This is a genomic window from Cellvibrio sp. ARAG 10.3 (assembly GCF_051846955.1).
Lineage (GTDB): Bacteria > Pseudomonadota > Gammaproteobacteria > Pseudomonadales > Cellvibrionaceae > Cellvibrio.
Map to the genome: position 1 here is coordinate 29,034 of NZ_JBPYCU010000024.1, position 26,864 is coordinate 55,897.

Genomic DNA, 26,864 nt, shown 5'->3' on the forward strand with positions numbered 1-26,864 from the left:
AAAGATTAAAAGCGGATGCGATCAGCGGCAAACATTATTTCGCCAGCAACTCATCCAGCTTGCCGTTTTTGTCCAGCGCCCACAAATCGGTAAACCCGCCGACATGCACGTCGCCAATCCAGATTTGCGGCACCGTGCGCTGTTTACTTTTTTCCATCATTTCCTGCCACAGATGAGGCTCACGATCGACGCGAATTTCTTCTGCGGTTACGCCTTTTTGCGCCAATAATTTTTTGGCGTTATTGCAATAGGGACATACTGCTGTGGTGTACATCAAAACCCGCGCCATGGTGACCTCTCACGCCGACTACTTTTTTACCAGCGGCAAATTCTGCGCTTGCCACTCCGCAATACCACCGGACAGGCGACGCACAACAAAGCCCTGCTTTTCCAGCGTCCGCCCAACACTACCGGCGTGCTGACCCAGCTTGTCGGCCACGATGATGATCTTGCTTTTGTAGCTCTCCAACTTATCCAGTTCAGCGGCAACCTTGCTGAACGGAATATTGATAGCACCCACAATATGGCCCGCTTTAAATTCTGCACTGTCGCGCACATCCAGCAGCACGGCAGAATCCTTGTTGAGCAATTGCGTGACTTCGTGCACGGAGATGGGGCGACCACTCTTGATGCGTTCACGCCAGGCGTAGATATAAATCAACACCACCAGCGTACTGACCAGCAGCCATTCCTGACTGATAAATACAAAGAAATTCACAGGTTACAGATTCCTTTAACAAAAGAGCCGCAACAGGTCGCATCACCTTGTCATCATCGTTGACAGCGATAAGCCTGCGCTGGATGTGGAGGCAGGTCGATGGATATCAAGCGATAGATGCGCTATTTGTTGCAGATAAATTTTTTCAAACGGACCCGGACACCCAATCCCGGTAACATGGACCGCACCTAATACGATGACCCGAATATCCGTTACAGGGTGCAAAGAAGGGCGGCAGTATACACCATGCACCGGGTATTTCTCAGTCATTGTCATAGTGTTCACTGGCTTAACCGGTTAGAATATGCCGCACTCGCCGATGGGCAGCAGACGATGAAATAGCAGCCTGATGTCGGCAAATTCCTGAATAATTCCCCCACCTCTGGATTGTAGAAGCGACGACTGAGTATGACCGCGACCAAAAAACCCCTCGTATTGATTATCCTCGACGGCTTTGGCCATTCGGAAAAGACCGAACACAACGCAATTTATGCGGCAAACACCCCGGTGTGGGACAAGGTCTGGGCGAATAATCCCAAAAGCCTCATTGCCACCTCCGGTCTGGATGTCGGCCTGCCGGAAGGCCAGATGGGTAACAGCGAAGTTGGCCACATGACCCTCGGCGCCGGGCGCGTCGTTTACCAAAGCCTCACCCGCATCAACAAAGCCATCAGCGACGGCGATTTCTTCACCAATCCGGTGTACGTCGAAGCCATCGACGCTGCTGTCGCCAATGACAAAGCCGTACATATTCTCGGCCTGCTATCCGATGGCGGTGTTCACGCTCATCAGGACCACATCTACGCCATGATCCGAATGGCAGCCCAGCGCGGCGCCAAGCAGATTTACCTGCACGCGTTCCTCGACGGCCGCGACACAGCGCCGCGCAGCGCAGAAGCTTCCCTGCAAAAAGCTGAAGATCTGTTCCGCGAACTGGGTGTGGGCAAGGTGGCTTCCATCATTGGCCGCTACTTTGCGCTGGATCGCGACAATCGTTGGGACCGTGTAAAAGCGGCCTACGATGTGATGGTCACCGGCGCGGCCGAATTTGATGCGCTCACGGCCGTCGAAGGGCTCAAGGCCGCTTATGCGCGTGATGAGAATGATGAATTTGTGAAGGCCACCGTTATCTGCGGTGAAGGCGAAGAAGCCGGCACCATCCAGGATGGCGACTCAGTGATCTTTATGAACTTTCGCCCCGACCGCGCCCGCGAGATTACCCGCGCACTGATCGAACCGGAGTTCGATGGCTTTGAGCGCGAGTTAGCGCCGAAGATTGCCCATTTTGTCCAAACCACCGAATACGCTTCGGACATCAAGGCACCCGTTGCTTTTCCGCCGGAAGACCTTACCAACTCCTTCGGTGAATACCTGTCCAACCAGGGCAAAACCCAGTTGCGGATCGCTGAAACCGAAAAATACGCACACGTGACCTTCTTCTTCAACAGCGGCACGGAAACCGTGTATCCCGGCGAAGACCGTATCCTGGTACCGTCACCCAAGGTGGCAACCTATGATCTGCAGCCGGAGATGAGCGCGCCGGAAGTGACCGACAAACTGGTTGCCGCGATTGAGTCCGGCAAGTACGACGCGATTATCTGCAACTACGCCAACGGCGATATGGTGGGCCATTCCGGTATCTTTGAAGCCGCCGTAAAAGCGGTAGAGGCGCTGGATATTTGCCTGGGCCGCGTGCTGGGCGCGCTGGAAAAAGTCGGCGGGGAAGCCCTGGTGACTGCCGACCACGGCAACGTGGAAGAGATGTTCGACGCAGAATCAGGCCAGGTCAGCACGCAGCATTCGACCTTGCCGGTGCCCTTCGTCTACTGCGGCCAGCGTCAGGTGACCATCGCCGATGGCGGCTCCCTGGCTGATGTGGCGCCCACCATGCTGCATTTGATGGGACTGCCGCAGCCTGCCGAGATGACCGGGCGCAACCTCATTACTGTAAAGTGATGCGGTGCGCGAAAGACTGTTAATAAAAACAACTGCTATGCCATCCGGGCCGCATTGCGGCCCGGGCTTCTCTCCGCAGGAACTGGTTCCATGAGCAGGTATTCATCAATTTCCATTCTCTTCAACTTCCGCGTTTACGCCGTCGCTCTGCTATGTTTTCTGGCGTCTGCCAGCCTCGCTGACCAACAGCAAGATATGAAAGCCTTGCAGGAAAACATCCAGCAATTGCAGAAGGAATTGAAATCTATTCAAGGTGAGCGCAGCGAGCTACAAAAAAATCTGCAAAAGTCCGAGACAGAAGTCGGTGAGCTGTTAAAAAAAATTGAGCAGATCAACCGCGACCTGAAACAACAGAACAACCAGCTCAAGGAGCTGCAACAGCAGCGCGAAACCCTGCAAGGTGCCAAGCGCTCACAACAGTCAGAGGTTGCTACGCAAGTCGCCTCGGCGTACCAGCTTGGCCAGCAAAGCCAGATCAAGTTATTACTCAATCAGGAGTCACCGGAGCGGGTGAGTCGCCTGCTTAAATACCATCAATATTTTCTTGCCGCACGCGCTGACAAGCTGGCGGCGTATCAGGCCACGCTGGAACAACTGGATGAGCTGGAACCCCGTATCGCCGCCAAAACTCTGGAGCTGAATGAGAGTCAAAAAGCGCTGCAAGCCCGCCACCTGGAATTGAAGCAGCGCCAACAGGATCGTCAGCAGGCCCTGGCCAAAATCAACAGCACCCTGAAAGATAAAGATCAGGAACTGCGCCAGATGGAGGAAGACCGCAAACGCTTGCAAGCGCTGTTGCAACAGGTAACCCATACCGTCGGCTCGGTTCCCTTACCTGACGGCAATGAAAAATTCAGCAGCCGCAAAGGGCGGTTACCCTGGCCCACCGATGGCAAGGTCATCCACCGGTTCGGTAGCCCGCGCGTGAGCGGCCAGATGCAATGGAGCGGCATGATGATTCGCGCCGCCGAAGGCAAGCCGGTGATTGCCGTGCATCACGGGCGCGTGGTGTTTGCCGATTATTTTCGCGGGCACGGTTTACTGCTGATTGTGGATCACGGCGAAGGCTTTCTAAGCTTGTATGCGCACAACCAAAGCCTGTTTAAAACGACGGGTGACTGGGTGCGCGCGGGTGATGCCATCGCCAGCGTGGGCAACAGCGGCGGCCAGGCAGAAACAGCGTTGTATTTCGAAATCCGTCAAAACGGCAAACCTACTGACCCAGCCACCTGGCTGGCGCGGGCCTGACAGATTAAGCAGCGTTGATTGTTGATTACACCGTTTTTTTTGCTGCTCGAACCGATATATAACGCAAACTGTGCACCTGCTGCTGGCCAGCGGCAGCAACTTGTTTTAGATTGACCGTCTTTTTACCCGATACATAAGAATGCGGAGCTGAATACCGCAGGAGATTCCGATGCTTTACGCACACCGCAAACATTCATTAATACTGCTGGCGTTACTCAGCCTGGCTCTGCCGATCCAGGCCAAGGATGCCAAAACGTCGCAGCAGGATGAAGGTTTGCTGCCTCTGGAAGACCTTCGCACCTTTACCCGTGTGTACGACCATATCCGCAGCGGTTATGTGGAGGAGGTCAGCGATGCCAAGTTACTGGAATATGCCATCAAAGGCATGATTGCCGAACTGGACCCCCATTCAAGCTACCTCGATAAAAAAGCCTTTGAAGACTTGCAAGAAAATACCACCGGCGAATTCGGCGGTGTCGGTGTGGAAGTGGGCATGGAAAATGGCTTTATCAAAGTCATCGCTCCGATTGATGATACGCCCGCGCAAAAGGCGGGCATCGAAGCCGGCGACCTGATTATTCGCCTGGACGACAAGCCGGTGAAAGGCATGAACCAGAATGATGCCATTCAGATGATGCGCGGCCCCAAGGGCAGCAAGCTGAAGATGACTATCGTGCGCAAGGGTGTGGAACAGCCCTTCGATGTAGAGATAGTACGCGACATCATCCGCACCCAGAGCGTGCGCACCCGCCTGCTGGAAAACGATTATCTCTATGTGCGTATCGCCCAGTTCCAGCTCAACAGCGGCAAGGACATGATGCGCAAGATTCGCGAACACCAGGAAAAGAACCCGGAGTTACGCGGCATTGTGCTGGATCTGCGCAATAATCCCGGTGGCGTATTGCAATCCTCCGTTGAGGTTGCCGATGCTTTCCTCGACAGTGGTCTGGTGGTGTATACCGAAGGTCGGCTGGAAAATAGCGACGTTAATTACCATGCGACGCCTGGCGATATTGCCAAAGGTCTGCCCATGGTGGTGTTGATAAATGACGGTTCTGCGTCGGCCTCCGAGATCGTCGCCGGTGCCTTGCAGGATCACAAGCGGGCAGTGCTGCTGGGCACACGCAGCTTCGGTAAGGGTTCTGTGCAATCCATCATTACCATCAACGAAGATCGCGCCGTGAAACTTACTACCGCGCTGTACTTCACCCCCAGCGGCCGCTCCATCCAGGCCCAGGGGATCGAGCCGGATGTTATCGTTGAACGCGCCCAGGTCACGGCACTTAAACCGGCTGGCGGAACCACCGAAGCAGACCTGGCGGGCCACCTGAGCAATACCCGTGGCGGCGACGAGAGCACCAGCCAGAAACGCGAGAAGGATCGCCTCGCCACCCAGGAATTGCTAACCAAAGATAATCAACTCCACGAGGCACTGAACCTGCTCAAGGGCTTGCATATCTTCCGCCAACAGCAATCCATCATGCTTCACGCCGCACTGGACGCTGAAGCTGACGAAACGGCAGAGTCCAACGCAGACACCCCGACATTGAATACCGCCCCCCAGGAATGATGCCCGCGTGAACTGGCGGTTGGGTATCCTTGTCGCGCTCTGGTGCCTCGCCCAGCCTGTCTTTGCCGCCCGACTCGCCATCATCATCGATGACATTGGCTATAACGGCCCCCTCGGCAGACGCGCCGCCGACCTGGACGGCGCCTTTACCCTCGCCGTCCTGCCCTTCACACCCCATACCCGCGAACTGGCCCAGCGTGCCCACGCGCAGGGCAAGGAAATTATCCTGCACGCGCCCATGAGCAATACCCGGCACATGCCCTTGGGTAAGGGTGGGCTGGAAAGTGGTATGGACTATGAAGAGTTTATGGTTACCCTGCGCGCTGATCTGGCTGAGATTCCGCATCTCGCGGGCGTCAACAATCATATGGGCAGCCAGCTTACCCAGGAGCCAGGCCCGATGGGATGGGTGATGGATGAACTCGTCCGCCGCGGCCTGTATTTTGTGGATAGCCGAACCAGTGCCGCCAGTCAGGCTATGGCTGTCGCCGAAGCCTATGGCGTTCCTTCGCTAAAGCGAGATGTGTTTCTTGACAACATCCGCACCCCGGAACATATCCGTGAGCAACTGATGAAGGCCGTACAACTGGCCAAGCGGCGCGGCAGCGCGGTCGCTATCGGTCATCCTTATCCACAGACGCTAAGCGTATTGGAGCAGGCACCCGCACTGCTGGCGAGCCATGGCGTCGAACTGGTTTTTGCTTCTGATTTAATGCCAAGGCCATCACAGCTTGGGGCAAAAATCGGAACCTCCTGCTTGGCCCCACCTCCAAAATTGTGGGTGCAGCCATCCACCCAACCGAAACCTGTAACCATCCACAGCCTGCTCGAAGGTGTCGTGGAATTTGGTTATCAGTAGTAAGAGATGACATACCAACTCGATATATCCATTTTCAGGGACGCAGGTTTATAATCTTTTAGTGGTGATTTTAGCTAAAAGACCTAACTTAATTATCAAGGACGGCCTTGGATGGCTACCACAACTGGCTGTGTATTCAGTCGTATCAAGCCAATAGTAACTACAGGAACCCAGACTATGAACAATCGAGCAGGCGAAAACGGCAAAGTCCCCGCCCGTAGTGGCCGCTTCTTGAAGAAAGAAGGTTATTGGTACTACAGCACGCGCGAGGGTGTGGATATAGGCCCATTCGACAGCCGTGAGGATGCAGAAGTGGGCGTGGGTGAATTCATTGATTTCATTTGTGCATCGGAACCACAGGTCTTGGCGGCACTTAAACAGTACCGCGCAGCGTAATCCACATACGACAACAGACTCCAAATCCACATAAAAAAGGGCGCTTCAATAAGCGCCCTTTTTTATGGTCATCCTTTTTTTAAAGGCGAACTTCAATACCCCGTTCATGCATGTAAGCTTTAGCCTGGGGAACAGTGTATTCGCGGAAGTGGAAAATACTGGCCGCGAGCACGGCGTCTGCCCGCCCCTGGGTAACACCATCCACCAAATGTTGCAGATTGCCAACACCGCCGGAGGCGATGACCGGCACTGGTACCGCATCGCTGATCGCGCGCGTCACACCAAGATCAAAACCATTTTTGGTTCCATCGCGATCCATACTGGTTAACAGGATTTCACCCGCCCCGTAACCTGCCATGCGCGCCGCCCATTCCACCGCATCAATCCCCGTTGGCTTGCGCCCGCCGTGCGTGAAGATTTCCCAGCGCGGGGTTTCACCCTCAGCGCTTACACGCTTGGCATCAATGGCGACGACAATGCATTGCGCACCGAAGCGATCCGATGCGGCTTTCACAAAGTCCGGATTGAACACCGCCGCGGAGTTGATACTGACTTTATCAGCGCCGGCATTGAGCATGCGGCGGATATCGTCCACTGTGCGAATACCACCGCCGACCGTGAGCGGAATAAAGACTTCACCGGCAATTTTTTCTACCGTGTGAACCGTGGTATCCCGTTCCTGATGGCTGGCGGTGATATCGAGGAAAGTAATCTCGTCGGCACCTTCCTGGTTGTAGCGCTTGGCAATTTCTACCGGGTCGCCGGCATCGCGGATATCGAGAAACTGCACGCCTTTAACGACGCGACCATTGTCGACATCGAGGCAGGGAATAATGCGTTTGGCGAGTGGCATGGTTTACCTGTCAAAAATATTCAATTAATTGGCATCACACCAGGCTTGGGCTTCCGCCATATTGAGCGTGCCTTCGTAAATAGCACGCCCGGTAATCGCACCGCAAATGCCTTTGTGAGCCTCGGCTTTGAGCGCTTTGATGTCGTTCATGTCGGTAATGCCACCGGAAGCGATTACCGGAATGCTTGACGCCTGGGCCATAGCCACGGTGGCCTGTACATTGACACCTTGCATCATGCCGTCGCGGGCGATGTCGGTGTAGACAATGCTGCTTACGCCATCCTGTTCAAAGCGTTTGGCCAGTTCGCTGGCCTGGATATTGGACACTTCCGCCCAGCCATCGGTCGCCACCCAACCGTCTTTGGCGTCGAGGCCGACGATGATGTGGCCGGGGAATTGTTTGCACATGTCGGTGACGAATTGCGGTTCTTTTACGGCTTTGGTGCCGATGATGACGTATTGCACGCCAGCCTGGAGGTAGTGTTCGATGGTGTCGGCGCTGCGAATGCCGCCGCCGATCTGGATCGGCAGTGTAGGGTAGGCTTGGGCAATGGCGGTGACGACGCTACCGTTGATGGGTTTGCCTTCGAAGGCGCCGTTGAGGTCGACGAGGTGGAGGCGGCGGCAGCCTTGGTCGACCCATTGTTTGGCCATGGCGACGGGGTCGTCGGAGAAGACGGTGGAGTCGTCCATGAGGCCTTGGCGGAGTCGGACGCATTGGCCGTCTTTTAAGTCTATGGCGGGGATAATTAGCATGAATTTATCTCGTCGTTTGGTTTGGTGATGGTGCGTCGGCAATGGGGATAGAGGCCTGAAACACGCCGTGAATCCATCCATGGAGGCTCATCGTCGACATCCCTGTCTCCGATAGTTTCAGGCCTCTATCCCCATCGCCTCTAGCTGGCTCTTCATCAGGCCTTGCCATCCCAATGTAAAAAATTCTTTAACAGTTGCAGGCCGGCAGTGTGGCTTTTTTCCGGGTGGAATTGCACGGCGAACAGGTTGTCGCGCGCCAGGGCGGCGTCGAAACGTACGCCGTAGTCGCAGGTGGCGGCGACCAGTTGGCGGTCCTGGGCGTGCACGTAGTATGAGTGCACAAAGTAAAACCGGCTGGATTGGGGAATGTCGGCCCACAGGGGGTGGGGGTTTTGTTCGACCTGGTTCCAGCCCATGTGGGGAACTTTGAGGGGCACGCCGTCTTGCAGGTGTTCGCCGAAGAATTTGACTTGGCCGGGCAGGATGCCGATGCAGGCTACGCCGTTGTTTTCTTCGCTGTATTCCATGAGCGCTTGCATGCCGACGCAGATGCCGAGTACCGGTTTGCCGGTGGCGATTTGTTCGCGCAGGAGTTGGCCGAAGCCGAGGCGGTTGATTTCGGCCATACAGTCGCGGATGGCGCCGACGCCGGGGAAGATGACGCGGTGGGCGTCGGCGACCTGGGTGGGGTCGTCGGTGACGATGACGCGCGTGTCCGGTGCGACGTGACTGAGCGCGCTGGCAACGGAGTGGAGGTTGCCCATGCCGTAGTCGATGACGGCAACTGTTTGTCTGGTCATAGGTTTAATCAAAAAATTCTGGTTCAACGCGGCAAAATTGCCGATTTACTTTCAATTACAGCGCTCCTTTACTTACAAGGTGCCTTTTACTTACAGGGTGCCTTTGGTGGAGGGCATCATACCGGCCATGCGCGGGTCGAGTTCGAGCGCCATGCGCAGGGCGCGACCGAAGGCTTTAAAGACCGTTTCGATCTGGTGGTGCGCGTTGTGGCCGCGCAGGTTGTCGACATGCAAGGTAACACCGGCATGGTTTACGAAACCCTGGAAGAATTCCCAGAACAATTCAGTATCGAACTGGCCGATGCGTTTTTGGGTAAAGGGTATTTGCATCACCAGCCCCGGGCGACCGGAGAAGTCGATCACCACCCGCGATAAGGCTTCATCCAGCGGCACATAGGCATGGCCGTAGCGGCGGATGCCTTTTTTATCGCCCACCGCTTTGGCAATGGCCTGGCCAATGGTGATGCCGATGTCTTCTACCGAGTGGTGGTCATCAATGTGGGTATCGCCGTCGCAGGTGACGTCCAGATCGATCATGCCGTGGCGAGCGATCTGGTCCATCATGTGTTCGAGGAAAGGGACCCCGGTGTTGAACACCCCTTTGCCAGCGCCGTCCAGATTGAGGCTGACGCTGATTTTGGTTTCGAGGGTGTTGCGGGTAACTTGGGCGATACGGTCAGACATAAATGACTCCAGCATGCGCACACCAACCGGATGACGGCGTGTCGCGACAGATGTGCGCGAATTATATAGATAAGCGCTGCTGAATTCACCGCTGGCGGCTTAATCGGTGTGATTGCCTGCGTGCATCAGCGAAAATCCGTTAAGCTTGGGTACAGGTTTCTCGCACTAGTATCCCGTTCAATAACAGGCGCCAAAGGAGTCCCTATGCCTACACTGTTCCGTTTCGTCCGTCTTGCCTCCCTGCCCTTGCTGTTTGCTGCCACACCCGTTCTTGCCCAGGATGTGTATGAAAGCCGCACTTATGGTCCCACCAGTGGCTGGAGCTGGTCGGCCCATGTCGATCACATCAATATCGATGATAAAGCAGCAGCTGAACAAGGTATTGAGGATTATTTTACGGCGATTGGTGGTGCCGCTGAGTATTACACCAGCGACAGCGAGATGACTTTGTCGCTCGGTCTGAGCATCATCCTCTACAACGACAATGACGAATTCAGTCAGTATGTAGAAGACTGGTGGGGCGATGAATACTACGAAAGCTCCGACGCCACCGGCGGCCAGGCGTTTATTGAATACGGCCCCAAGTATAAATTTGGCGCTAATAACAGCAGCTTTTTTGTGGTGCGCGGCGGCCTGAGCGGCATCTTCTTTTCCGAACGCAGCATCAGCAGTTGCCGCAACTGTTATTCAGAAGATATCGATATCGATGGCGGGCTTTATGGCGTACTAGGCGTGGGCCATAAACTCGGCTATTTCGATATCGGCCTGCAATTCCATCAATATTTCACCGGTGACCTCGATAACGGCTTTCGTCTCAAGCTGTCATCTTCTTTCTAGCGGGGCGACCTGCGGGGGAGGCTCATGGACATAAGAATACGCTGCAAGGACGCAGACCTTTAAACCCTTCCATTATCCATCTGTCCAAATGTTGATCCCGATCAATATGCCCAGGGATCAACCGCTCCAGAATACGTTAAACGTCATCAACAGGAGGACATCATGGAAATCGCCGGTATCATTGCGATTGTTTGTTTAGTCGGCAGTTTGGCCCTGCTTGCATTGGGTGGGGCGCTACTCATCCCTATCGATAACCACCTTCACCCGGACCAATCGCACCGCCATTGATGGTTGGTAACCGCTCTGGTCTGTCTGTAGCAGCACACCTATAATGCCCGCACGCTTTTGACGGGCATACGCATTCAGCGGCGCCCCTTTTTTGACGGACGCTGCTGTTATTTATGTCCTATTACCCTGTTTCACACCCGGCGGCACCCGCTATCCAGGCCGCACCATCCGCTGTTGCCTCCGGCAGCCAATGCCTGCGTATCTGTCTGCTGGGGTATCGCAGCCATCCCCATGTCGGCGGACAGGGTATTTACCTGCATTACCTGAGCAAGGCGTTGGTTGACCTGGGGCATCAGGTGGATGTGATCTCCGGGCCGCCTTATCCCGAACTCGATAGTCGAGTGACATTAATCCGCTTACCCAGCCTTGATCTCTATGCCGTAGAAAAACCTTTTCGCGCCTTGCGCTGGCATCACTTGCGTTCGTTTACCGACGTGTACGAATGGTGGAGCAAGATCAGCGGCAGCTTTGCGGAGCCTTATACCTTTGGTCGACGTCTGGTGCGTTATTTCCGGCAACAGCAAACGCACTACGACATCATCCACGATAACCAAAGCCTGTGTTACGGCCTGTTGACATTGCAACAGCAGGGATTGCCGGTGGTGGCTACCGTTCATCATCCGATTACGCGCGATCTGGAGCTGGCCTTGGCATCCGCCAATAGTCCCGGTCACCGCTGGCTGATCAAACGCTGGTATAACTTTTTGCCGATGCAGAAAAACGTGGTGCAGCAGCTGCGGCATGTGATCACTGTCTCTGAACAATCGCGGCGCGACATCGCCGATGCTTTCGCCCGGCCACTGCATAAGATTCAAGTCATCCCTAACGGCATTGACGTAGATACTTTCAAACCACGACCTGAAATCCAACGCAACCCCTGGCAATTAATGACCACCGCATCTTCTGATCAACCGTTAAAAGGTCTGTCAGTATTGTTGCGAGCTCTGGCAAGATTGCGCGATATATACCCGCAGATTTCCTTGTTAGTGATTGGTAAATTAAAACCGGACGGCGCGACCGAACGGGAATTGCATCAATTGGGTTTGCGCGACTGTGTGCAATTTATTTCCGGCATTCGTGTTGAAGACATCGTTAGCTTTTATGCCTCCTCCTGTATTGCAGTAGTGCCATCACTTTATGAAGGGTTTGGTTTACCAGCGGGCGAGGCGATGGCCTGTGGCATTCCCCTGGTGTGCAGCGATGGCGGCGCCTTACCCGAAGTGGTAGGCAAGGCCGCGCATCTGGTCAAAGCGGGTGATACAGACGATTTATATCAGGCGCTCGACCACTTGCTACGCCACCCGGAACAGCGCGAGCATCTGGGGCAACGGGGGCGTGAACATATACTGCAGCAATTAAGCTGGTCCGTCGTAGCGCAGCAAATGACCGCTTATTATCGCCAGATGTTGGGCCAGCACACCAACAGCGAGTTGCACACACCCGCCGCCGTTTCCGCACCGCCAACGGCAGATGTTTATGCTAACGATTGATTTCAAATACTTTCCGTTGCTACCCGGTGAACGAGTGCTGGACGTCGGCTGCGGCGAAGGCCGGCATGTGATCAATGCTTACCTGCATGGCGACGTGACGGCCATTGGCATCGATCTGAATCCCGATGATTTGCGCATCGCACACCAACGTTTTATACCGTTTTCACAACCGGACAATCCGCAGAAACATTTTGCCTTGCAGGTAGCCGATGCCACGCGTCTGCCTTTTTCCGATCACAGTTTTGACAAAATTATTTGCAGCGAAGTGCTCGAACATATTCACGATTACGAAGCCGTGCTGCGCGAGATTCGCCGCGTGTTAAAGCCCAAGGGTTTACTGGCGATCAGCGTGCCGCGTTACTGGCCGGAAAAAATTTGTTGGCAACTTAGTCGCGCCTACCATGAAGTGGAAGGCGGGCATATCCGCATCTTTAAAGCGGCGCACTTGCGCCGCGTTGTGGAAACGCACAACATGCAATTTCTCCACCGCCATTGGGCCCACGCCTTGCACTCGCCTTTCTGGTGGCTGAAATGTTTATGGTGGGACAAACAGGATGACTCGCGCCTGATAAAACTCTACCATCGCCTGCTGGTGTGGGACTTGATGCAGCGCCCCTGGCTGACCCGCACCCTTGAAAAATGTTTGAACCCGCTGTTGGGAAAAAGTGTGGTGATGTACTTTCAGCACGGCGCAACAGACAAGGCTAATAAATCGTGAACGAATTATTATTGAGCAAAGGATTTTTCCCCGAGTCGCTATTGCGGCCCACGGTGAATTACATTGTGCAAACCCAGTTACCCAACGGCTGTATCCCCTGGTTCTCTAACGGCAAAGCCGATCCCTGGGATCATATTGAAGCCGCCATGGGGCTCACCATCGGCGGCGAACATGCGCGAGCGCAACGCGCCTATCGCTGGCTCGCTGAAGAACAATTACCGGACGGCAGTTGGTGGGCCAATTACTACGCCGATCAGCCGGTGGATCGCAATCATCGCGAAACTAATTTTATCGCGTACATCGCTACCGGGCTTTGGCATTATTTTCTGGTCACAGATGACAAAGCGTTTCTGGTTGAACTCTTTTCCTGTGTTGAACGAGCCATTGATTTTGTCCTGCGCTATCAATCGCCCACCGGCGAAATCTATTGGGCCGTAGCGGAAGACGGCGCGCCCAAAAAAGACGCGTTGATTACCGCCTGCGCGTCTATCTACAAAAGCCTCGACTGTGCCAATGCCATCGCCGACACTCTGGTTATCGCCAAACCGGCCTGGCGTAAAGCACAAACCCGCCTGGGCAAAACCCTGCGCGAACACCCGGAATGTTTTGACCGCACCTGGAAAAGTAAAGAGCGCTTCTCCATGGACTGGTTTTACCCGATCCTCACCGGTGTTATCAGCGGCAAAGCGGCACAACAACGCATCGATAAAAAATGGGTTTTATTTGTTGAAAACAATATCGGTTGCCGCTGCGTAAGTGACGAACCCTGGGTAACCGTAGCGGAATCCTGCGAGCTGACCCTGGCGTTACTCGCCGCCGGCGACCACGCCCGTGCGCTGCATTTATTCAGTTGGTTGCATCAGTTTATGGATGAGGATGGGGGTTATTGGACGGGCTATAACTTTCGTGACAAAGTGATTTGGCCAAGGGAAAAAACCACTTGGACGGCAGGGGCCATTTTATTGGCGGCGGATGCGTTGATAGAACACACTGGAGCGGCTCGTTTGTTTACCCAAGCCATTGAGATTCCAAATACAATTGAAAATAATTTTTTTGCATAAATAACCACTTTTCAAGCGTGGACCTTGTAGTCCGTTTGGCATTAGGGCAGGGGTTTCGAAAACGCATGAATACATCCCTGTAGCTCCTTCAATTCATCCATGAATTGAAGGTTTCGAAACCCCTGCCCTAACGCCAAACTCACATAGTGCGAACGTCAATTTTTAGTCTTACAAGCCAGCAACTTGGTTATTTAAGGTGAGTTACTTAGTCACAGGTGTTCTCGGTGTTTCGTTAACCGCCATAAAACGAATCGCCATGGGATAATTGCGAATCACGCCGTCTTTCGCATTGATTGCGCCCATAACCGTAAAGATGATTGAGCAGACAACCAAGGCCAACAACAGAAATACGCCCACTACAATCACCATCAGGATGATACAGCCGATGGTGTAGATAAAGGCACTGATAATCCAGTTAAAAATCACCCGCCCCTGCTGATCAATATAGTCATCATCCTTCTTGGTCAGCCACATAATCAGCGGAACCACCCAGCCGAGCACTGGCAGAACAAAACAGCAGAACTGGGAGAAATGCATGATCATGCTGTAGCTGCGGCTATCCATGTTACCCAAGTCCAGGGACTGCGTCGGCTTGTTATCCTCCAATGCCTGGGCTTTGCCTTTCTGGAATTCTTCTTCGGTAATAATCCCTTTCTCTTTTAACTCATTCAGTTTTTCTATCTTGTCGAGATCCATAGTGGCTCCTTGTTGTCGGGATGAACCGGTAAGCGGTTTACATCCGCCGGTATTTAAACAGCTGTTCGTATTGCCAGTTGCGCAAGGCAAGCACCAGAGTGTAACCCTGCCGCTCGGGCAACGCCAGACCGGCGTCGGCATTATTCAGTTGATCGAACTCGCGCGCCAGCCGTTCAATTTTTTTCTGTAATTCGCCATTGGATTGCGCCGATAACATACCGTTCAACACCACCAACCGGTGGTCCGGTTTATCGAACTGTGCCTGGAATAATTCTTTTTCTATGGTGTCGAGGAAGAAGCGTTGAATGGGGCCGTTCTTGCGCCAGCTGAAGTTGGGCGCGACCAATAATTTGATGCGGTTTTTGGGCAATAACTCAATGATCTTCAACCGATCCAGGCGCGCGAGTTTTTGCACGCATTCGTGTTCGGTGAAGGTGTAATGGCGCAGCATGTCTTCCAAAGTCCAACGGTTGAGCACGCATACGGTGATGATCAGGAAACCGGGGTCGCGCACAATTTCTTCTTCCTGCTCCTCACTCAGCTCCTGCAAGCGCGCTTGCCGCTCCACCATGAGTTGCACCAGGTCGGAGATTTCCATCCCCATCATCAGGCATACTTGCTGGATTTGTTGCAGGCTGAAGGTGCGGCTGCTGAACAGGCGTTTGATCGAAGCTTCCGATAGCTCCATCGCCTGGGCGACATCGCGGTATTTGAGGTTGTGGGATTTCAGGGCGGACTTGAGGGTCTCCACCAGGGCGTCGACTTGAGCCATAAGAAACTCCGGGGGTATCATTAAACGATACCGTTGAGTCTATACAGCGCAACATGGAATGCAAAGGTCGAAGATAAAAATACAGTCTGGCAGAGTGCTGCTGTCTCAATGCCACACCTTCATAAAAAGGAATATGTATGTCACAGCTCGTCAAGATTCGCGGATTTATCCCGTACTTGCTGGTGGTTTTCCTCAACGCCTTTGTGGATCTCGGCCACAAGATCGTTATTCAGAACACGGTGTTTAAAGTCTATGACGGCCAACAGCAGATCATCCTCACCGCGATTGTCAATGCGCTGATCCTGCTGCCGTTTATCCTGCTGTTTTCGCCCGCCGGTTTTTTCTCGGATCGTTTTCCCAAGAATAAAGTCATGCGTTTCAGCGCCTGGGCCGGTGTTGCTATTACTTTGATGATCACCGCCTGTTATTACGCCGGCTGGTTCTGGGCGGCGTTCAGTCTGACATTTCTGCTCGCCATCCAGAGCGCCATCTACAGCCCGGCAAAATACGGCTACATCAAAGAGCTGGTCGGTACCGAACGTCTTGCCCATGCCAATGGTGCGGTACAAGCCATTACGATTGTGGGTATTTTGCTAGGCACTTTTGTGTTTTCCGGCTTGTTCGAAATTCTGCTGCTGGAGCGCAGCACAGCTAACACCACCGCCATATTGGAACGCATTGCGCCGCTGGGTTGGCTGCTGGTGTTGTTGGCCAGCATTGAATTGGTATTGAGTTACCGATTGCCACAACAATCACGGCCCGACGCGCAAAAAACGTTTTCGGTTTCGCATTACGTGAAGCTGGATTACCTGCAACAAAACCTGCGCGCGCTGCGCGGTCGCCCGGTAATCTGGTTGTCTATTGTCGGGCTTTCTACCTTCTGGGCCATCTCACAAGTTTTGCTTGCCGCCTTTCCTGATTTTGCTGAAACACGCCTGGCCGAAACCAACACGCTGGTGATTCAAGGGCTGCTTGCCTGTAGCGGGTTAGGCATTATGATCGGCGCAATCCTCGCTGGCCGTTTCTCGCAAAAACATATCGAAACCGGGCTTATTCCGCTCGGCGCCCTGGGCATCGCCATTACCCTGGCACTTCTGCCTACACTCGATTCCTATACCGCCCTGGCTTTTAATTTTACGGTGCTGGGGATGATGGGCGGCTTGTTTATGATTCCACTCAACGCGTTGATTCAATATCACGCCAAGGAGCAGGAACTGGGTACAGTATTAGCCGGTAATAATTGGGTGCAGAATGTCACCATGCTCAGCTTCCTGGGCCTTACCGTTGCCTTTGCGTATTTCGGTTTTAACAGCGCGATGCTGCTCGGGTTACTAACAGTCGTGGCGGTCATCGGTACCGGCTACACGGTAAAACAGTTACCCCATTCGTTTGTGCGTTTTCTGGTGAGCTTGCTGTTCAAACACCGCTATCGCATTGATGTGTTGCATTTTGATCATTTACCGGCGCGCGGCGGGGTGTTACTGCTGGGCAATCACATCAGCTGGATTGACTGGGCGCTGGTACAAATCGCGTGTCCACGGCCGGTGCGTTTTGTCATGCAACGGGAGATTTATAACCGCTGGTACCTGAAACCCTTGCTGAGCCGTTTGGGCATGATTCCGATTTCCTCCGGCAACAGCAAAGAAGCGCTTACGCGTATTAATGAATTGTTGCGCAACGGCGAAGTCGTGTGTTTATTTCCCGAAGGCGCCATCAGCCGCAATGGTCATTTAGGTAAATTCCACTCCGGCTACGAACGCACGACAGAAGGCGTGGAGAATGCGGTGATCGTGCCATTCTATTTGCGCGGTTTATGGGGCAGTGCGTTTTCGCGTTCAGCTGGAAAGTTGCGCGATGAAACCTCGTTACTGGATCGCAGCCTCGGCAACCGCCGCGACATTATTGTCGCCTTTGGTAAACCCTTGCCTCTCACCACCAAAACAGCAGAGCTCAAGCAAAAAGTATTCGAGCTTTCTGTCGATGCCTGGGAAGAACACACCCACAATCTGGACCCGCTAGCCTTAACCTGGCTGAAGACAGCCAAGCGCAATCGCTTCCAACATTTTATGGTGGATGGCGAAGGCACGACCTTCAGTTACGGCCGTACCCTCGCCGCAACCCTGGCTTTTGCCAAAGCCATGCGCCGCTACACCGGCGACGACAATGTCGGCCTGGTATTGCCAGCCTCCAGCGCGAGCCTGATCAGCAATATGGCGGTGTTATTGAACGGACAAACCACCGTGAACATCAACTACACCAGCAGCGTCACCGCGGTACAAGCGAGCTTGCGTACCGCCGCTATCAGGACCGTGTTTACCTCGCGTCGCTTTATGGCCAAGTTGGAACAACGCGGCATCGCGATAGAAACCATGTTGGCTGATGCGCAAATTATTTTTCTTGAAGACGTAAAAGCTGCGTTAAGCAAAGGGGATTTGCTGCGCGCTATGTTGTTCTCATTGTTACCCGCCAACGTCATTTATTGGCTATTGGGCAGACAACGCCAACTGGATGACCCCGCTGCGATTTTATTCAGTAGCGGCAGCGAAGGCACACCCAAAGGTATCGTGTTGAGCCACCGCAATATCATTGCCAACTGCAAACAGATCAGCGATGTGCTGGATACGCGCAAGCACGACGTATTTATGAATTCCTTGCCGCCGTTTCATTCGTTTGGTTTAACGGTCACCACCATGATGCCCATGCTCGAAGGTATTCCCGTAGTTTGCCACCCTGATCCAACCGACGTTGTCGGTATCGCCAAAGCCATAGCCCGCTACCGCGCCACTGTTTTATGCGGTACTGCCACCTTCCTGCGTTTGTACACACGCAACAGTAAAGTTGAGCCGCTGATGCTCGACTCGCTGCGCATCGTCGTTGCCGGTGCTGAAAAATTGCAGGAGCGGGTGCGCAGTGAATTTGAAATGAAGTTCAATAAAAAAATCTTTGAAGGCTACGGCACTACTGAAACCACACCGGTTATCAGCGTTAACATTCCCGATATGCTGGATACGGTGTACTGGAAACTGCAAAAAGGCAATCAGCCCGGCACCGTCGGCATGCCTTTACCGGGTAGCAGTATTCGCATTGTCGATCCCGATACCCTCGACACATTACCGCAAGGTGAAGATGGATTGATCCTAGTATCCGGCACCCAGCTCATGCTCGGCTACCTGAACGACGCAGAGAAAACCGCGCAAGCCATTGTCACCCTCGACAATCGCCGCTGGTACAAAACCGGTGACAAAGGCCATCTGGATGAAGACGGTTTTCTCACTATCGTTGACCGCTATTCACGCTTCGCCAAGATCGGCGGCGAGATGATCAGCCTCGGCGCTGTGGAAGAGAAAGCGCGGGATATCTTCGATAACCCCGAGATTGAATTAGCCGCCGTTGCGTTGAGCGATGAGAAAAAAGGGGAGCGCATTATTCTGTGCGTCGCCGGCAACTCTACCGACACAACGCCTGCTGAACTGCGTCAACAACTGCTTAGCGGCGGCATGGAAAGTTTGATGCTACCGGCAGAGATTCAGGTGATGCCAGAGTTGCCAAAACTCGGCACCGGAAAGATGGATTACAAAGCGCTGTTACAGCAATTACTGGCGTAAGCCTTGACGCTAATCGGTAGGGACCGGTTAGCGTTATGACAAGATCAGCTTTGCAATCTCATTCTGAACATACTTTTCTTCCACCCACTCATTTAAATGGTCATTCATGAATTTCAGGAACTGGTTTGCCGCCGCAGGAAGACGTTTATCACCGCTCCTTACGACATACCAATGACTGAGCAACGGAAACCCTTTTACATTCACAACGGCCAGGTTTGCGTTAGCCTGCGCCAAAGTATGTTCAGAAAGAACCGCCAGACCCAGGCCTGTTTCCACGCTCAGGCGAATCGCTTCATTGCTTTCAATTTGCAGGGTTTTTGTCAGCTGGATATTGTGGTCACGCAGCCAGGTCTCGGTCACCATGCGCGTTGCGCTACCGGGTTCGCGCATTAAAAAACGTTCGTTGATCAACTCCGCAATATCCACCTCGTCACGCCGTGCGGCCCAGTGATTCACAGGGGCAATCATCACCAGCGGATTACGCAAAAACCTCCCGCTCATCACGTTGTTGCCTGTGGGCGGGTGGCTGAACAGATACAAATCATCCAGCTGATTATCAAACCGTTTAAGAATCGTCTCACGGTTTCCGATATTCAGTGTGACGTCCACACCCGGGTATTGTTGCGCATAAGGACTGAGCAAACGCGGCACAACATATTTGGCCGTCGTGACAATCCCCAGACTGAAATGCCCTCGGTTGCCCTGCTCCGCATCATTGAGAAAAAGCTTGAAGTCATCAAAACGGGTCAGCGCATCCAATGCCGCGCGGTATAGCTCCTTCCCCACCAGGGTTGGCTTGTACAAACCTTCCCGGTTCTCAAGCAGCGGATGACCCACGGCTTCGGTTAACCGTTTTATCTGGAGGGAAACGGTCGGTTGGGTCAGGTGTAAATCCACCGCCGCCTGGGATATGGAGCCCGTCCGGATAACGGCAACATAAACCTGTAGCAAGCGAAAGGTCAGATGGCGAACATTCATGCGCCGCTCCTATATAGATAATTATAAATACTTACCATCATAGACATTAATTATCTTTTATTAAATGAGGTCTTCATACTGCCGCCACGATGAAATAAGGGCTCATAGGGGATGGTTATGCCGGATATTGTGGTTGCGTTTTTCCTGTTAGGTATTCTTGCCGGGCTGGCAAAATCAGATCTTGTGGTGCCGAAAGCGGCCTATGACACGCTCAGCATTCTGTTGATGCTGACCTTGGGCATCAAGGGCGGACTGGCATTGCACGGGCAGGTAAGCTGGGAGTTAGCCGCAGAAGCGGTCGTGGTCATTTTGATAGGCGCTGCAATTCCGCTCGCGCTTTATCCGCTACTGCGCAAGGCAGTAAAACTCAGCGAGGCCAACAGCGCAGGTGTGGCGGCGCACTATGGTTCAGCCAGCGCCGGCACATTTGCGGTGGCCCTGGCATTTGCAGAAAGCCAGGGGCTGACCATCTCCCCGCAGACCACGCTTTACCTGGTTCTTCTGGAGCTGCCTGCGATTGTCGTAGCCATCATGCTCTATCAACGTATTCGCGGTGGCGAAGGCAGTGCGGCAGCCGTATGGCATGAAGCACTGACGAGCCGGGGTGTGCTGTTGCTAGCCGGTGGCGTGTTGATCGGCTATAGCTACGGCCCGCAGGGCAGCGCCGATATCGCTCCACTGTTTCTTGGCGCTTTCAAAGCACTGCTCGCCCTGTTTTTGCTGGAGATGGGCCTGTGCGCCTCCAAGCACCTGTACCCCTTGCCTCTTCACCACTGGCGCCTCATCAGTTTTGCGCTTATTGCGCCTGTCTTTCTGGCCATGTTGGGTCTGGCTGTGGGTGTGCTTCTCGACATGCCGCTGGGCACCACACTTATCCTTAGCTCACTGGTTGCGAGTGCTTCCTACATTGCAGCGCCCGCCGCGATACGCAGCGCAATAAAAGAAGCCGATGTAGGCATCGCCATCTTTGCCTCGTTGGGTATCACTTTTCCCTTTAATGTATTGATAGGTATACCGCTGTATTACGAAATGCTGGTGTGGGTCACCGGCTAAATTTACGACTGCGTTATGCAGGCAATTGAGTGACGTTTCCGGATTGATTTTTTAATCACTGCAACATTTGCTGAAAGGGGCATCAATATGCACGGGGAAGATTCCAGGCTGACCAGAACCATGAGTTTGATCATCCGCTACGTTGCCAAAATTACAGCGATCATCATGGTGTTTGTGATTATCTGGGGCGTTGCCGATATTGTTTATGTGCTTTACCAACGACTCAAAGAGCCACCTTTTTTGTTGCTTGAGATCAACGATATCCTGGCAACCTTCGGTGCATTTATGGCCGTGCTCATCGCCATTGAGATCTACCATAACCTGGTGCTCTACGTGCAGGAGAACCACAACTCCCGTTTGGCCGTAGAGATTGTTCTTGCAACGGCGCTGATGGCTGCCGCACGAAAGGTCATTGTGTTTGACTACAATGAAATGGACTACAACTATGTGTATGCAACCGGTGCTGTAATCCTGGCGCTGTCGATTGGTTATTACTACATCGTCGTTGTCTCACAAAAGCATGACAAATAACGGTGATCGCCTCAGTCAGGATCGCCAAAAGTTGATTTGATAAGATTTACATTCATTGGCAGCTACACACTGCTAGAGAAGCATCCGGCATTAATATTGGACGAGGACATGATCTCAGAAGAAACTGAGAAAACAGTTCGCGAAAATTTAACTTCCGCCACAGTAGATAAAGCGTATATTGATATACTGGTAAAAGCTGCAGGAAAGTTTGGCAAAGGCGCAGAGGATTTTGTGATCAATAACGATTTACTGGATTTTCAGATAACCCCTGACACGCAAAAGAAATTGTTCAAGATAAGTTATAACCATGAAAGCCAAGAGGTTAAACGAATCTGTGAAAAGAAGGATGTAGAAAAGCTTTACGGAAAAACTGACTGGGATAAACTAAATTCCTATATCAAAGATATATTAATTGATTTAAAGTTTCGTGGTGACTATACCTCTTCAGCAAGACAGATCATACAGAAGAGTGTGGCTGACAATGATATCGTCACCTTTAAGAAAAAAATCAAAGACGAAAGCCACTGGAAAAACGTACCCAGCGATAGATTCAAACGCAGGGTTTCTTTTATTGACAAAGCACCCTCGCCCGCTTCGAAATAGAGCCAATATCATGAAGAAACTACCCAGGCTATCCGCATTCATTTTCTTATTTTCTTGCTGTATTTCTTGTTCAGCCGACACAGCAAACAAACAACCTGTTATTCCACTTTCGGTAGATCATGTTGAAACGCACCGCGTGGGCGACCACTTGGTAAGGGTTATTCAACATAATATGGAGCTGCTTCCACAGATTAATCTGGAGCTATTGTCTGTTCCAGCGGTATCGTTGATAGACAGTATCGCTATCGATAGCATTCAGTTGGATGGGAAAAAACGACGCTTTTCAGATTCGTCCGGCGTCTTTGTTGAAGGTATCACCATCGAGAACAACAGTATTCAGATCAAGCTGGATTACTATTTTTCAGACGAGGATGCAGCCATGGTCAACTGTTCTGTGCGTATCTCAGACACCTTGCAACCCCCTGAGTGCTCAAAGGAATAGCCTCAAATTCCCTCGCCAATATAGCGAACCTGGCGGCATACCAGCCAGGTTCGTTAAAAAATGTAAGTCACAGTGCAGCTTCGCTGCTGAACTCCTACACTCCAGCCCTTATACCAATAACAATTCGCGAGGAGAAAGTGCATGTGTTCCCGTTCATTTTTATCTATTAAAAATTTACTCGCCGTATTCGGCGTGATGTTGGCTGTGCAGGTGTTTGCGCAGGCGGAAGATCCGGTGTCCAGTGATCGCAAGACGTATGAAAAAGTCGGGCGCTTTGACGTAAGTCAGCTGAGAAACAAGCAGGATATTATTCGCGTGAAGGGCCATCAATTTGTCGATGCGCAAGGTAAGGTGTTTGTGTTTCGCGGCGTAAGCGTGGCCGATCCGGATAAGTTGGTGAAAGATAAACAATGGAAAGCCAGTCTGTTTGCGGAGTTAAAAAACTGGGGAGCCAATACCGTGCGCTTGCCGATTCATCCGCGCGCCTGGCGCGAGCGCGGGCAGGATGAATATCTCAAGCTGATCGACCAGGCGGTGATCTGGGCGAACCAACACCAGCAGTATCTGATCCTCGATTGGCACTCCATCGGTTTCCTCGCCTCCGGCAATTACCAGCACCCAATGTATTACACCGACAAGCAGGAAACTTTCCGCTTCTGGCACGACATTGCCTACCGTTATCAGGGCGTGCCCACCATAGCGGTGTATGAATTATTTAATGAGCCGACGACCTTGCAGGATCCATGGGGCAAAGCGGAATGGGCGGAGTGGAAGGCGCTGAATGAGCAGATGATCGATATTATCTATGCCATCGATAAGGATGTTATTCCGCTGGTGGCCGGTTTTAACTGGGCCTATGACCTGACACCGGTTGCCGATGCGCCGATTGATCGTCCAGGCGTGGCTTATGCATCCCACCCTTATCCGCAAAAGGAACAGCCCACCCCACCGACGAAGGAAAATTTCTTTAAAGCCTGGGATGCGAAATGGGGCTTCGCCAGCAAAAAATATCCGTTAATTTGCACGGAGTTGGGCTGGGTGCAACCGGATGGTTACGGTGCGCACGTACCGGTGAAAAACGACGGCAGTTATGGCCCGCAGATTATCGAGTTTATGGAAACGCGCGGCATCTCCTGGACGGCCTGGGTGTTTGATCCGCAGTGGTCGCCGACCATGATCAATGACTGGTCGTTTACACCGTCGGAGCAGGGGGCGTTTTTCAAGAAGGTGATGCAGGAAAAGGCGGGCAAATGATCTAGCGGTTTGTCGAATTACGCCTTTGGCTAATCCGACCTACGGGTGGGGAGCGAAGCGGTAATTGGTTATTTTTAGTGCTGTTTACTGGTGGGCTATTCTGAGACAATAGCGGGCAATTTTTCGGGGCTGCAACGGCGGCCCTGTCGTTAATTCCCGGGTTCTTATGAATAGCTTTGCCAAAAATCTCTTTTCTTATACACGCCCGGCTGGCGCCACCTATCAGCCGGCGCCATTCTTGCCAATGTCCCGCGCCGAGATGGACACCTTGGGCTGGGATAGCTGCGACATCATCATCGTGTGTGGCGATGCCTATGTGGACCATCCCAGTTTCGGTATGGCGGTGATCGGGCGTTTCCTCGAATCCCAGGGTTTTCGCGTCGGTATCATTGCGCAGCCCGACTGGCGCAGCGCAGAACCCTTTAAAGTCCTTGGCAAACCCAACCTGTTTTTCGGTGTCAGCGCCGGCAATATGGATTCCATGATCAACCGCTACACCGCCGATTTGCGGCTGCGCTCGGATGATGCTTACACACCCGGCGGCCAGGGCGGCAAGCGCCCGGATCGTGCCGTTACGGTGTACAGCCAACGCTGCAAGGAAGCTTATAAAGATGTACCCATTGTGCTCGGCGGTATCGAAGCCAGCCTACGCCGCATTGCGCAATACGATTACTGGAGCAACGAAGTGCGCCGCTCGGTTTTGATCGATGCGACGGCGGATATTCTGTTGTACGGCAATGCCGAGCGGGCCATCGCGGAAATTGCCCATGAACTCGCCGCGGGCAAAAATATTAAAGAACTGGACAGTATTCGCGGCACCGTCGTTATCAAAAAAGAGGCGCCGGGTGGTTGGACGGAGATCGATTCTTCACGCATCGATTGGCCGGGCAATATTGATAAGTTACCCAATCCTTACGAGTACCAACACAACAGCAAATCTGTTGTGGATGCGGCGCAAACTGATATCAATAATTCGCAGGTCGGCTTGCGTCAGCTGGACCCGGAAACCATGGCAGCGCAGATCGCGCAATTAAATCCTGATAATGCGCTGACGACCCAGGGCTGCCCTGCACAGGGTGAAATGTCCGGCATTAATCCCGACGAACCACAACCGATTCGCATTATCCCCATGCCGCTGCAAAATCGCAGCGAAATCCCTGATGATGAGAAGGTGTATGTCCGCCTGCCATCCTTCGATAAGGTGCGCAAAGATCCCGTGCTTTACGCACACGCGTCGCGCGTGCTGCATCAGGAAGCCAATCCTTTTAATGCGCGGCCCTTGATTCAAAAACATGAGAACCGTGAAATCTGGGTCAACCCGCCGCCGATCCCGCTGGAAACCGACGAGTTGGACGGCGTATTTGATTTGCCTTATCAGCGTGTGCCGCACCCCGCCTATGGCAAGCAAAAAATTCCTGCGTACGACATGATTAAAACCTCGGTGAATATCATGCGCGGCTGTTTTGGCGGCTGTACGTTTTGCTCGATTACCGAACACGAAGGCCGCATTATCCAGAGCCGTTCGCAGGAATCCATCCTGCGTGAGATCGAAGACATTCGCGAAAAAGTGCCGGGCTTTACCGGACATATCTCTGACCTCGGCGGGCCTACCGCCAATATGTATCGCCTGACGTGCAAGGATATGCCGACGCTAAGCAAGTGCCGGCGGTTGTCCTGCGTGTATCCGACAATTTGTAAAAATTTAACCACTGATCACAAACACACAACAGCGCTGTATCGCGCCGCGCGGCAGATCAAAGGTGTGAAACGGGTTTCCATTGCCTCCGGTTTGCGTTACGACCTGGCGGTGCAGGACCCGGAATACGTGAAGGAATTAGTGACCCATCATGTGGGCGGTTATCTAAAGATTGCGCCGGAGCATACCGAAGAAGGTCCGCTGGCGCAGATGATGAAACCCAAGATGAGCAGCTACTACGAATTCAAACGGCTGTTCGATAAATTTTCCAAGGAAGCGGGTAAAGAGCAGTTTCTGATTCCCTATTTTATTGCGGCGCACCCCGGCACCACCGATGAAGACATGCTTAACATGGCGCTGTGGTTGAAGAAGAACAATTTTGAAGTGGATCAGGTGCAGACGTTTTATCCATCGCCCATGTCGCTGGCCACGGCGATGTATGTGTCAGAACGCAATCCGCTGAAAAAACTGACATATAAGAGTAAAAAAATTAGCATTCCACGTGGATTGGATCAGCGCCGCTTGCACAAAGCCCTGTTGCGTTATCACGACCCGGCGAACTGGCCGGTGATTCGCGAGCTGTTGGTAAAAATGCGCAAGGGAAATTTAATCGGGTCCGGTGCCGGTGCATTGATTCCCGCTGAGCACGCAGCACCGAATAGCGGTGCGCGTGCCAATCCGCGCGGAAAATCCAAGCCGCATAAAGCCGCAAAAGCGTTTGGCGATAAATTTGAAAGTGCCAAAAAATTTAATGCGGGCTTCACAGCAAAGAGCAAACCCACCACAAAATTTGCTAAACCCAAACCCTCCAAAAAATAACCCCGTAGGTCGGATTAGACGCCTGAAAAGGCGTCGCAATCCGACAAGAAAACTCGCCGAATAATTGTGCTGCGGAAATTGCAAGAAGGGTGTCGGATTACGCTTGCGCTAATCCGACCTTGTATCTCTCTGAAGAAGTTGATTAGCTACCAACTTCAACACCCGAGCCGGGTGAATGCGT

General features: G+C 52.9%; 26 protein-coding genes. 17 read left to right on the plus strand and 9 right to left on the minus strand.

The features are described 5' to 3' along the window. Positions 1–34: 34 nt before the first annotated feature. Together grxC and ACSV5M_RS20080 are read right to left on the minus strand one after the other, a co-directional pair. Positions 35–274, minus strand: coding sequence for a glutaredoxin 3 (gene grxC, locus ACSV5M_RS20075; protein WP_439178470.1), 240 nt, complete (start codon positions 272–274; stop codon positions 35–37). 33 nt (positions 275–307) lie between these two features. Beyond that, on the minus strand, positions 308–718 hold the full coding sequence (locus tag ACSV5M_RS20080; protein WP_439178472.1) for a rhodanese-like domain-containing protein: 411 nt from the start codon (positions 716–718) through the stop codon (positions 308–310). A gap of 408 nt (positions 719–1,126) precedes the next feature. On the opposite strand from ACSV5M_RS20080, the gene gpmI reads away from it, so the two are divergent. From gpmI to ACSV5M_RS20105, 5 genes are all read left to right on the plus strand, one after another. Then, positions 1,127–2,674: a 2,3-bisphosphoglycerate-independent phosphoglycerate mutase gene (gene gpmI / locus ACSV5M_RS20085; protein WP_439178474.1), complete on the plus strand. Its 1,548-nt coding sequence runs from the start codon at positions 1,127–1,129 to the stop codon at positions 2,672–2,674. A gap of 90 nt (positions 2,675–2,764) precedes the next feature. Beyond that, complete coding sequence (locus ACSV5M_RS20090) at positions 2,765–3,922, plus strand: murein hydrolase activator EnvC family protein (protein ID WP_439178476.1); 1,158 nt, start codon at positions 2,765–2,767, stop codon at positions 3,920–3,922. A 169-nt stretch (positions 3,923–4,091) separates the two neighbouring features. Next, a complete protein-coding gene (locus ACSV5M_RS20095; protein WP_439178478.1) occupies positions 4,092–5,492 on the plus strand; it encodes a S41 family peptidase in 1,401 nt (466 codons plus the stop codon). 7 nt (positions 5,493–5,499) lie between these two features. Beyond that, on the plus strand, positions 5,500–6,351 hold the full coding sequence (locus tag ACSV5M_RS20100; protein ID WP_439178481.1) for a divergent polysaccharide deacetylase family protein: 852 nt from the start codon (positions 5,500–5,502) through the stop codon (positions 6,349–6,351). Between the two features lie 177 nt (positions 6,352–6,528). Further along, the gene (locus tag ACSV5M_RS20105; RefSeq protein ID WP_439178482.1) at positions 6,529–6,747 is read left to right on the plus strand and encodes a DUF6316 family protein; all 219 of its coding nucleotides are present in this window, start codon (positions 6,529–6,531) and stop codon (positions 6,745–6,747) included. 79 nt (positions 6,748–6,826) lie between these two features. Here ACSV5M_RS20105 and hisF read toward each other — a convergent pair whose 3' ends face one another. The 4 genes from hisF to hisB form a co-directional block, all read right to left on the minus strand. Further along, positions 6,827–7,600, minus strand: a complete 774-nt coding sequence (hisF, locus tag ACSV5M_RS20110; RefSeq protein ID WP_439178484.1) for an imidazole glycerol phosphate synthase subunit HisF — start codon at positions 7,598–7,600, stop codon at positions 6,827–6,829. Positions 7,601–7,624: 24 nt separating this feature from the next. Beyond that, positions 7,625–8,356: a 1-(5-phosphoribosyl)-5-[(5-phosphoribosylamino)methylideneamino]imidazole-4-carboxamide isomerase gene (gene hisA / locus ACSV5M_RS20115; RefSeq protein ID WP_439178486.1), complete on the minus strand. Its 732-nt coding sequence runs from the start codon at positions 8,354–8,356 to the stop codon at positions 7,625–7,627. 155 nt (positions 8,357–8,511) lie between these two features. Further along, entirely contained in the window at positions 8,512–9,156 is a 645-nt protein-coding gene (gene hisH, locus ACSV5M_RS20120) for an imidazole glycerol phosphate synthase subunit HisH (protein WP_439178488.1), read from the minus strand. A 90-nt stretch (positions 9,157–9,246) separates the two neighbouring features. Then, complete coding sequence (gene hisB / locus ACSV5M_RS20125) at positions 9,247–9,840, minus strand: imidazoleglycerol-phosphate dehydratase HisB (protein ID WP_087467689.1); 594 nt, start codon at positions 9,838–9,840, stop codon at positions 9,247–9,249. A 204-nt stretch (positions 9,841–10,044) separates the two neighbouring features. Here hisB and ACSV5M_RS20130 point away from each other — a divergent pair, with 204 nt between their 5' ends. The 5 genes from ACSV5M_RS20130 to ACSV5M_RS20150 all read left to right on the plus strand — a co-directional run bounded on the left by ACSV5M_RS20130 (position 10,045) and on the right by ACSV5M_RS20150 (position 14,234). Next, on the plus strand, positions 10,045–10,677 hold the full coding sequence (locus tag ACSV5M_RS20130; protein WP_439178491.1) for a hypothetical protein: 633 nt from the start codon (positions 10,045–10,047) through the stop codon (positions 10,675–10,677). 162 nt (positions 10,678–10,839) lie between these two features. Then, positions 10,840–10,965 (plus strand): hypothetical protein, encoded by a 126-nt coding sequence (locus tag ACSV5M_RS20135; RefSeq protein ID WP_439178493.1) that lies wholly within the window; start codon positions 10,840–10,842, stop codon positions 10,963–10,965. A gap of 113 nt (positions 10,966–11,078) precedes the next feature. Continuing rightward, the gene (locus tag ACSV5M_RS20140) at positions 11,079–12,455 is read left to right on the plus strand and encodes a glycosyltransferase family 4 protein (RefSeq protein WP_439178494.1); all 1,377 of its coding nucleotides are present in this window, start codon (positions 11,079–11,081) and stop codon (positions 12,453–12,455) included. Next, a complete protein-coding gene (locus ACSV5M_RS20145) occupies positions 12,442–13,173 on the plus strand; it encodes a class I SAM-dependent methyltransferase (RefSeq protein ID WP_439178496.1) in 732 nt (243 codons plus the stop codon). The genes ACSV5M_RS20140 and ACSV5M_RS20145 overlap by 14 nt, the downstream gene beginning before the upstream one ends. Further along, positions 13,170–14,234 carry a prenyltransferase gene (locus ACSV5M_RS20150; RefSeq protein ID WP_439178498.1) on the plus strand — a complete coding sequence of 355 codons (1,065 nt, stop codon included), beginning with the start codon at positions 13,170–13,172 and terminating at the stop codon, positions 14,232–14,234. The genes ACSV5M_RS20145 and ACSV5M_RS20150 overlap by 4 nt, the downstream gene beginning before the upstream one ends. A 201-nt stretch (positions 14,235–14,435) precedes the next feature. On the opposite strand, the gene ACSV5M_RS20155 is transcribed toward ACSV5M_RS20150, so the two are convergent. Together ACSV5M_RS20155 and ACSV5M_RS20160 are read right to left on the minus strand one after the other, a co-directional pair. Continuing rightward, entirely contained in the window at positions 14,436–14,930 is a 495-nt protein-coding gene (locus tag ACSV5M_RS20155) for a DUF4870 domain-containing protein (protein WP_439178500.1), read from the minus strand. Positions 14,931–14,967: 37 nt separating this feature from the next. Next, positions 14,968–15,702 carry a helix-turn-helix domain-containing protein gene (locus tag ACSV5M_RS20160; protein ID WP_439178502.1) on the minus strand — a complete coding sequence of 245 codons (735 nt, stop codon included), beginning with the start codon at positions 15,700–15,702 and terminating at the stop codon, positions 14,968–14,970. Between the two features lie 137 nt (positions 15,703–15,839). Between ACSV5M_RS20160 and ACSV5M_RS20165 the strand changes: the two genes are divergently transcribed. After that, positions 15,840–19,307 (plus strand): acyl-[ACP]--phospholipid O-acyltransferase, encoded by a 3,468-nt coding sequence (locus ACSV5M_RS20165; RefSeq protein WP_439178504.1) that lies wholly within the window; start codon positions 15,840–15,842, stop codon positions 19,305–19,307. Positions 19,308–19,340: 33 nt separating this feature from the next. Here the strand turns inward: ACSV5M_RS20165 and ACSV5M_RS20170 are convergent, their stop codons facing one another. Continuing rightward, on the minus strand, positions 19,341–20,285 hold the full coding sequence (locus tag ACSV5M_RS20170; protein ID WP_439178506.1) for a LysR family transcriptional regulator: 945 nt from the start codon (positions 20,283–20,285) through the stop codon (positions 19,341–19,343). Between the two features lie 117 nt (positions 20,286–20,402). Here ACSV5M_RS20170 and ACSV5M_RS20175 point away from each other — a divergent pair, with 117 nt between their 5' ends. The 6 genes from ACSV5M_RS20175 to ACSV5M_RS20200 all read left to right on the plus strand — a co-directional run bounded on the left by ACSV5M_RS20175 (position 20,403) and on the right by ACSV5M_RS20200 (position 26,683). After that, positions 20,403–21,338: a sodium-dependent bicarbonate transport family permease gene (locus ACSV5M_RS20175; protein ID WP_439178509.1), complete on the plus strand. Its 936-nt coding sequence runs from the start codon at positions 20,403–20,405 to the stop codon at positions 21,336–21,338. Positions 21,339–21,458: 120 nt separating this feature from the next. Further along, on the plus strand, positions 21,459–21,869 hold the full coding sequence (locus ACSV5M_RS20180; protein ID WP_439178511.1) for a phosphate-starvation-inducible PsiE family protein: 411 nt from the start codon (positions 21,459–21,461) through the stop codon (positions 21,867–21,869). Positions 21,870–21,977: 108 nt separating this feature from the next. Next, positions 21,978–22,472, plus strand: coding sequence for a hypothetical protein (locus ACSV5M_RS20185; RefSeq protein WP_439178513.1), 495 nt, complete (start codon positions 21,978–21,980; stop codon positions 22,470–22,472). Between the two features lie 10 nt (positions 22,473–22,482). After that, positions 22,483–22,914, plus strand: coding sequence for a hypothetical protein (locus tag ACSV5M_RS20190; protein WP_439178516.1), 432 nt, complete (start codon positions 22,483–22,485; stop codon positions 22,912–22,914). Positions 22,915–23,055: 141 nt separating this feature from the next. Then, on the plus strand, positions 23,056–24,168 hold the full coding sequence (locus ACSV5M_RS20195) for a glycoside hydrolase family 5 protein (protein ID WP_439178519.1): 1,113 nt from the start codon (positions 23,056–23,058) through the stop codon (positions 24,166–24,168). Positions 24,169–24,412: 244 nt separating this feature from the next. Beyond that, positions 24,413–26,683, plus strand: a complete 2,271-nt coding sequence (locus ACSV5M_RS20200) for a YgiQ family radical SAM protein (protein WP_439178523.1) — start codon at positions 24,413–24,415, stop codon at positions 26,681–26,683. The last annotated feature ends 181 nt before the right edge of the window (positions 26,684–26,864 follow it).